The organism is Longimicrobium sp. (genome assembly GCF_036280135.1).
GTDB lineage: Bacteria > Gemmatimonadota > Gemmatimonadetes > Longimicrobiales > Longimicrobiaceae > Longimicrobium.
In genome coordinates this window covers 1-6,011 of the sequence record NZ_DASURI010000371.1, presented here as the reverse complement: position 1 = coordinate 6,011, position 6,011 = coordinate 1, and the positions used below count along the sequence as shown (strand labels likewise).

Annotated in this window: 3 protein-coding genes and 1 pseudogene; all 4 read left to right on the top strand. The window is 72.1% G+C overall.

Features of this window, described 5'->3' with window-relative positions; all coding sequences use genetic code 11:
• Positions 1-422: pseudogene (locus tag VFZ20_RS11655) on the top strand (hypothetical protein); the annotation flags it as partial.
• A gap of 1,100 nt (positions 423-1,522) precedes the next feature.
• On the top strand, positions 1,523-2,008 hold the full coding sequence (locus VFZ20_RS11650) for a nuclear transport factor 2 family protein (protein WP_329684051.1): 486 nt from the start codon (positions 1,523-1,525) through the stop codon (positions 2,006-2,008).
• Positions 2,008-3,660 (top strand): S41 family peptidase, encoded by a 1,653-nt coding sequence (locus VFZ20_RS11645; RefSeq protein ID WP_329684050.1) that lies wholly within the window; start codon positions 2,008-2,010, stop codon positions 3,658-3,660. Before VFZ20_RS11650 ends, VFZ20_RS11645 begins: the two co-directional genes overlap by 1 nt.
• A gap of 440 nt (positions 3,661-4,100) precedes the next feature.
• Positions 4,101-5,813, top strand: a complete 1,713-nt coding sequence (locus tag VFZ20_RS11640; protein WP_329684049.1) for a M28 family metallopeptidase — start codon at positions 4,101-4,103, stop codon at positions 5,811-5,813.
• Positions 5,814-6,011: the final 198 nt, after the last annotated feature.

The window sequence follows — 6,011 nt, the reverse complement described above, 5'->3', positions numbered from 1 at the left end:
TCCACGCCGCCGGCGCCGCCCTGGGCCTGCTGGCCGGCCTGGCGATGAACCACCCGGTGGATACCACGCCGCTGGCCGGCGAGGTCACGCCGTATGCGCTGTCCGTGGCGTGGCACTCGCCCGCGCCCGTCCCCGAGGAGCCCGCGGCCGGCGTGCAGGCCGACGACTGGGGCGGCCGCCTTGCCGAGCCCGCCGCCCGCCGGCCGGCCCACGCGCGGACGCCGGAGGCCCGTCCCGCGCCCCGTGCGCCGCGTCCGGCCGCGCGGCCGTCGCGTTCGCGGGAGCGCGCGCCGGCGGCGCCGGTGCTGCGCGGGGCGGAGCTGGCGGCCGCCACGTTCGGCGTGCGGCGCGAGGAGTGTCCGCGCGAGCGGCTGGCGCGCCTGGCCGTGCAAGCCGCCCGCGCCGCCGCCACCGAAGGCTGAGGGAACGCGGACTGTGGTGCGTGCAGCAGGCCTCACGCGAGCGCCCCCTCCGGGCTCGCGGAGCTCGCCCACCTCCCCCAAAACCCCTGGGGGAGGTTGAACTGCTTTCATCCCCGCTGTCATCCGTAACGCGAAGCGCAACCCGCGTCGCGTGATCCGTCCCCGGCTGTCATTCTGAAGGAGGCGCGTCGTGATCCATCCCCATGACGGATGCGCCGAGTGAAGAATCTGGTCGCGCCGCGCGTTGCCCTCGCCCGTGCACGAACCCCACGGCTGGGACGGGGTGCACGGGCGAGATCCTGCCGGGCTGCAACCAGATTCTTCGGTCGGCCGGCGCCGGACGCATCGCGGCAGGGACAGATCGAGACGGCGCCTGCCTCGCTCAGAATGACAGCGTGGGCTGGCATCCACGAGACGCGATGCGCGACTGCGACGCGTGATCCGTCTCCGCGCCCAGCATCCGTAACGCGAAGCGCAACCCGCGTCGCGTGATCCGTCCCCGGCTGTCATTCTGAAGGAGGCGCGTCGTGATCCATCCCGTGACGGATGCGCCGAGTGAAGAATCTGGTCGCGCCGCGCGCTGCCCTCGCCCGTGCACGAGCCCCACGGCTGGGACGGGGCGCACGGGCGAGATCGTGCCGGGCTGCAACCAGATTCTTCGGTCGGCCGGCGCCGGACGCATCGCGGCAGGGATAGGTCGAGACGGCGCCGGCCTCGCTCAGAATGACAGCATGGGCTGCGTCCACGAGACGCGAAAAGCGCGTCTGCGACGCGCAATCTGGATCAGCACGGGCTCCGCGGAAAGCACGTCCGCGACGCGCGCGATCGCGCGATAACGGTCTCCTAATTCGCCGCTCTGGTGAACGCACGCATCCGCGTGCTACTTTTTTAACAGAGGCGGATCAACCTTCGGCAAACGGTGTATTCGCCGGACGAGATCCACACGCGTAAGAAGTACGCGCCTTCGGGCGTTTTCGTGGAACGGGCGGTGCAGGACGAACCCGGCCGGCATCGACACCGACGCACCCCGCGCCGTGCCTCCGCGCACGGCGGCGGACATCCTCGTCCAGGGCACCCTCCACCCCGATCCGCGAGCCCCGATGAAGCGCCTCCTGATCGCCATCCTGCTGTCGCTCCCCATCTTTGTCGCCGCGCCCGCCACGGCGCAGAGCGAGGACGAGGCCGCCGTGCGCGCCGTCGTCACGCGCCTGTTCGACGGCATGCGCGCGGGCGACGGCAGCGTCTTCGCCCAGGTGTTCACCCCCGACGCGCGGCTGCAGACGGCCGCCGTGCGCCGCGACGGCACGCCGGTGCTGGGCTCGATGGCCGTGGACAGCTTTGCGGCGATGGTGTCGCAGCCCCGCGACTTTGTGCTGGACGAGCGCATCGACGCGTGGGACGTGCGGATGGACGGGCCCCTGGCCGTGGTGACCGTGGACTATTCGTTCTACGCCGGCCCGCGCTTCAGCCACTGCGGGATCGACGCGTTTCAGCTGTTCAAGTCGGCCGAGGGATGGAAGATCTTTCAGCTGACCGATACCCGGCGCACGACCGGGTGCCCGCCCCAGACCGAAAGCAGGCCCTGATGCGCCGCATTCGCACCACCCGCAGCTCGGCCCTGCTGCGCCGCCGGACCCCGGCCGCGCCCGGCGCGGCGCAGCCGGCGGCCCGCCGCACCCTGCGCCGCTCCATCGCCGCCGCGCTGCTGCTGCCCACGCTGGTGGGCGGGTTCGCGCTGCAGGCGTGGAGCGGCCGCGACGGCGAGCGCGTGTTCCACGAGGTGCTTTCGCGCGTGGCCACGCAGGGGCTGGACTCGCTGTCCGACGCGGAGCTGTACGAAAAGGCCGCCCGCGGGCTGCTGGTGCAGATCGGGGACCCGTACGCGGACCTGTTCTCGCCCGAGCAGCTGGCGGAGTTCTCGCGCCAGGCCCTGCGCAACTCGTACGTGGGCGTGGGCATGCAGATCACCACCGTGCGCGACACGGCCCTGGTGACCCGCGTGTTCCTGGGCTCGCCGGCCGCGCGCGCGGGCGTGCAGCGCGGCGACCGCATCGTACGCGTGGGCGGCGAGAGCGTCGTGGGGCTGCAGCTGGAGCAGGTGACGCAGCGCCTGCTGGGCGTGCCGGGGACCACGGTGGAGGTGGACTACATCCGCCACGGCACGGGCGGCATCCACCACTCGTTCGTCCGGGACCGCATCAAGTACCCGTCCGTGGCGTACAGCGTGATGCTGGAGCCGGGGATCGGCTACGTGCCGCTGGAGAGCTTCAACGACACGTCGGGCGAGGAGGTCGAGGCGGCGCTGGTGGCCCTGCGAAAGAGCGGCGCCCAGGCGTACGTGCTGGACCTGCGGGGCAACACGGGCGGCAGCCTGGACCAGGCCGTGCGCATCGCCAGCCTGTTCCTGCACCAGGGCCAGGAGGTGCTGCGCGCCGACTTCCGCAACGCGCAGGACGAGGTGTACACGGCCCGCTACCCCGGCGTGGTGCAGGACGCCCCGCTGGTGGTGCTGACGGACGGCGAGAGCGCGTCGGCGTCGGAGATCGTGGCGGGCGCGCTGCAGGACCACGACCGCGCCGTGATCGTGGGCACGGAGAGCTTCGGCAAGGGGCTGGTGCAGGACGTCTTTCAGCTGGAGGGCGGCTGGGCGCTCAAGCTCACGACGGGCCGGTGGTACACGCCCAGCGGCCGCACCATCCAGCGTCCGCGGCGCATGACGCCGGAGGGCCGCCTGGTGGTGGTGCCGTCCGACAGCGCCAAGCCGGTGTTCCGCTCCGACGCGGGCCGTCCCGTGTACGGCGGCGGCGGCGTGACGCCGGACGTGCTGGAGACGCCCGACACGCTGGTGGGCGGCGAGCGCGAGCTCATGCGCCTGCTAGCCCCTCGCGGCGCGCTGGTGAACGAGGTGCTGCAGGAGATGGCCGTGGACCTGAGCCCTGGCACCGCGCCGGACTTCCGCTCGTCCGCCGCGTGGCGGGCGGACCTGCGCGGCCGGCTGGAGCGCCGCGGGTTCCGCGTGGACGCGCGCGCGTTCGAGGCGGGCGCGCCGCTGATCGACCGCCTGCTGGAGGGGCGCGTGTCGGAGATGGCGTTTGGCGACAGCGCCTCGTTCCGCCGCGGCGTGACCCGAGACCGGCAGCTGCAGGCCGCCGTGGAGGTGCTGCGCGGCGCCGGCACGCAGACGGACGCCCTGGCGCGCGCCGCCGCCCGCCCCGCGCGGGTGCCGGCCGGCAGCTGAGGGCAGACTTGAGGTTGCAGTTCCGCGCGGGGCGCCCCACGGCGCCCCGCCGTGTTTGAGACGGATCGACGCGATGCGCCATCCGCGAGGATGTCGAACCCGCTCGATCCGCAAGAAGCCTCATCCTGAGGAGCCGCCGCGAAGACCCTTGTCCGCGCGTGATCCATGGCGGCGACGAAGGATCTTGTCCGCGAAGCTCGAGGGCGACCCTCGTGCACGGGAATCCGGCTCCGAGTCTCGCACGCAAGATCCTTCGGTCGCGCCAAATGATTGTGCACGTTCAGGGTACACGCGGCGCTCCCTCAGGATGACGCATCCTGACGCGAGGTACCACAACATCCTCTCCGGATGACGCGTCTGGTGGAGGAGGATTTTCGCAGCGTCTTGTCGGACATCGACCTGGGTACCGCATCACATCCCGTTTTCGAGGAGCCGGACCTTTGAAGCACACCACCCGTTGGGCGTTCGCCCTGGCGGCGGCCGCCGTGGCCGCCCCGGCAGCGGCCCAGGCACGCCCCGAGGGGCCGCTCACGCACGCGGCGCGGCCCACGGCGGCTGCCATCTCGCCCGAGGACCTGCGCACGCACCTGTACATCCTGGCGGCCGACAGCATGATGGGCCGCGAGGTGGGCACGCGCGGCAACGTCATGGCCACGGGCTACCTGGCCGCGCAGGCGCAGCGCATCGGCCTGCGGCCGGCCGGCGACAACGGCACCTTCTTCCAGACGGTGCCGCTCATCCAGCTGGGCCTGGAGCCGGGCGCCACGATCTCCGCCGGCGGCCGCACGCTGGCCCTGGGCACGGACTTCATCCCGGTGCCCACGTACGGCAGCATCTTCGTCTTCGCGCCCACCTTCCAGGCGCAGAACACGCCCGTGGTGTACGGCGGCCGCGTGGGCGACCCGTCGCGGATGATCTCGCCGGAGCAGGCCCGCGGAAAGATCGTGGTGTTCGACGCGCCCATGGGCCCCAACGGCCAGCCCAGCTTCGCGTTCTGGGCCGGCGGGCAGACGTGGGACCGCTACGCCGACGCGGCCGGCTTGGCCTTCGCCACGCTGGACCTGACCAACGAGGGCATCCGCGAGTTCTTCCAGGGCGAGCGGATGGAGCTGGACCACGGCGAGCCCGAGACCGCCACGCCGCGCGTTCCGCCCGCCTTCATCGTGAGCCAGTCGGCCGCGGCGGCGCTCTTCGGCCGGCCCATGACGGGGCTGCAGGCCGGCGCGCAGGGCGGCTCGGCCAGCGGCGCGTACGCGTTCTTCAAGCGCCCGGCGCCGTTCCCGTCGCGCAACGTCGTGGGCATCATCCCGGGCTCGGACGCGTCGCTGCGCGGGGAGTACGTGGCCATCGGCGCGCACAACGACCACGTGGGCACGGGCAAGGGCGTGGACCACGACTCGCTGCTGGTGTTCAACCGCATCCTGCGTCCCCAGGGCGCCGACCAGCAGCCGGACGCGTTCACCTCGCAGACGCAGGCCGCCTTTGCGCAGGCGCTGGCGGCGCGGCGGGCCAATGGTCCGGCGCGGCTGGACAGCATCTTCAACGGCGCCGACGACGACGGCTCCGGCAGCGCGGCCATGCTGGAGGTGGCGCAGTACCTGATGGCCAACCGCCCCAAGCGCTCCGTGATCTTCGTCTGGCACACGGCGGAGGAAGTGGGTCTCTACGGGTCGGAGTGGTTCACGGACCATCCCACGGTGCCGCGCGAGAGCATCGTGGCGCAGCTGAACATGGACATGATCGGCCGCGGCGGACCGGCGGACCTGGCCAACGGCGGGCCGCAGTACCTGGAGCTGGTGGGCTCGCGCCGGCTGAGCACGCAGCTGGGCGACTTGGTGGAAGAGGTGAACCGCACGGGCCGGTTCGGCTTCACGTTCGACTACGGCAACGACGCGCCGGGCCATCCGCAGCAGATCTACTGCCGTTCGGACCACGCCAACTACGCGCGCTACGGCATCCCCGTGACGTTCTTCACCACGGGCGGCCACAGCGACTACCACCAGCTGACGGACGAGCCGCAGTACATCGACTACGACAAGCTGGCGAGCGTGAGCCGGTTCATCGCCGCCGTGGCGCAGGAGATCGGCAACCGTTCGACGCGCCTCGTGGTCGACAAGCCGGTGGCGGGTCCGGACGCGCCCTGCGAGCAGTAACGGCAGTGCGAGAGTGCGAAAGTGCGAGAGTGCGAAAGTAACTGCGGACTCTCGTGATGGATGACGATCCGCCCCTCCTCCGGCTTCCGGGGGAGGGGCGGATTGTTTTCGTGCGGGGAAGCGGACTGTCTCGCGGCGGGCGAGGGCCCCCTCCCCCCGACCCCCTGCCCCCGCTTCGCGGGGGAGGGGGAGAACTAC

Coding starts and splice junctions, on each gene's coding strand:
- VFZ20_RS11650 (WP_329684051.1), top strand. CDS start 1,523: ATGAAGCGCCTCCTGATCGCCATCCTGCTGTCGCTCCCCATCTTTGTC.
- VFZ20_RS11645 (WP_329684050.1), top strand. CDS start 2,008: ATGCGCCGCATTCGCACCACCCGCAGCTCGGCCCTGCTGCGCCGCCGG.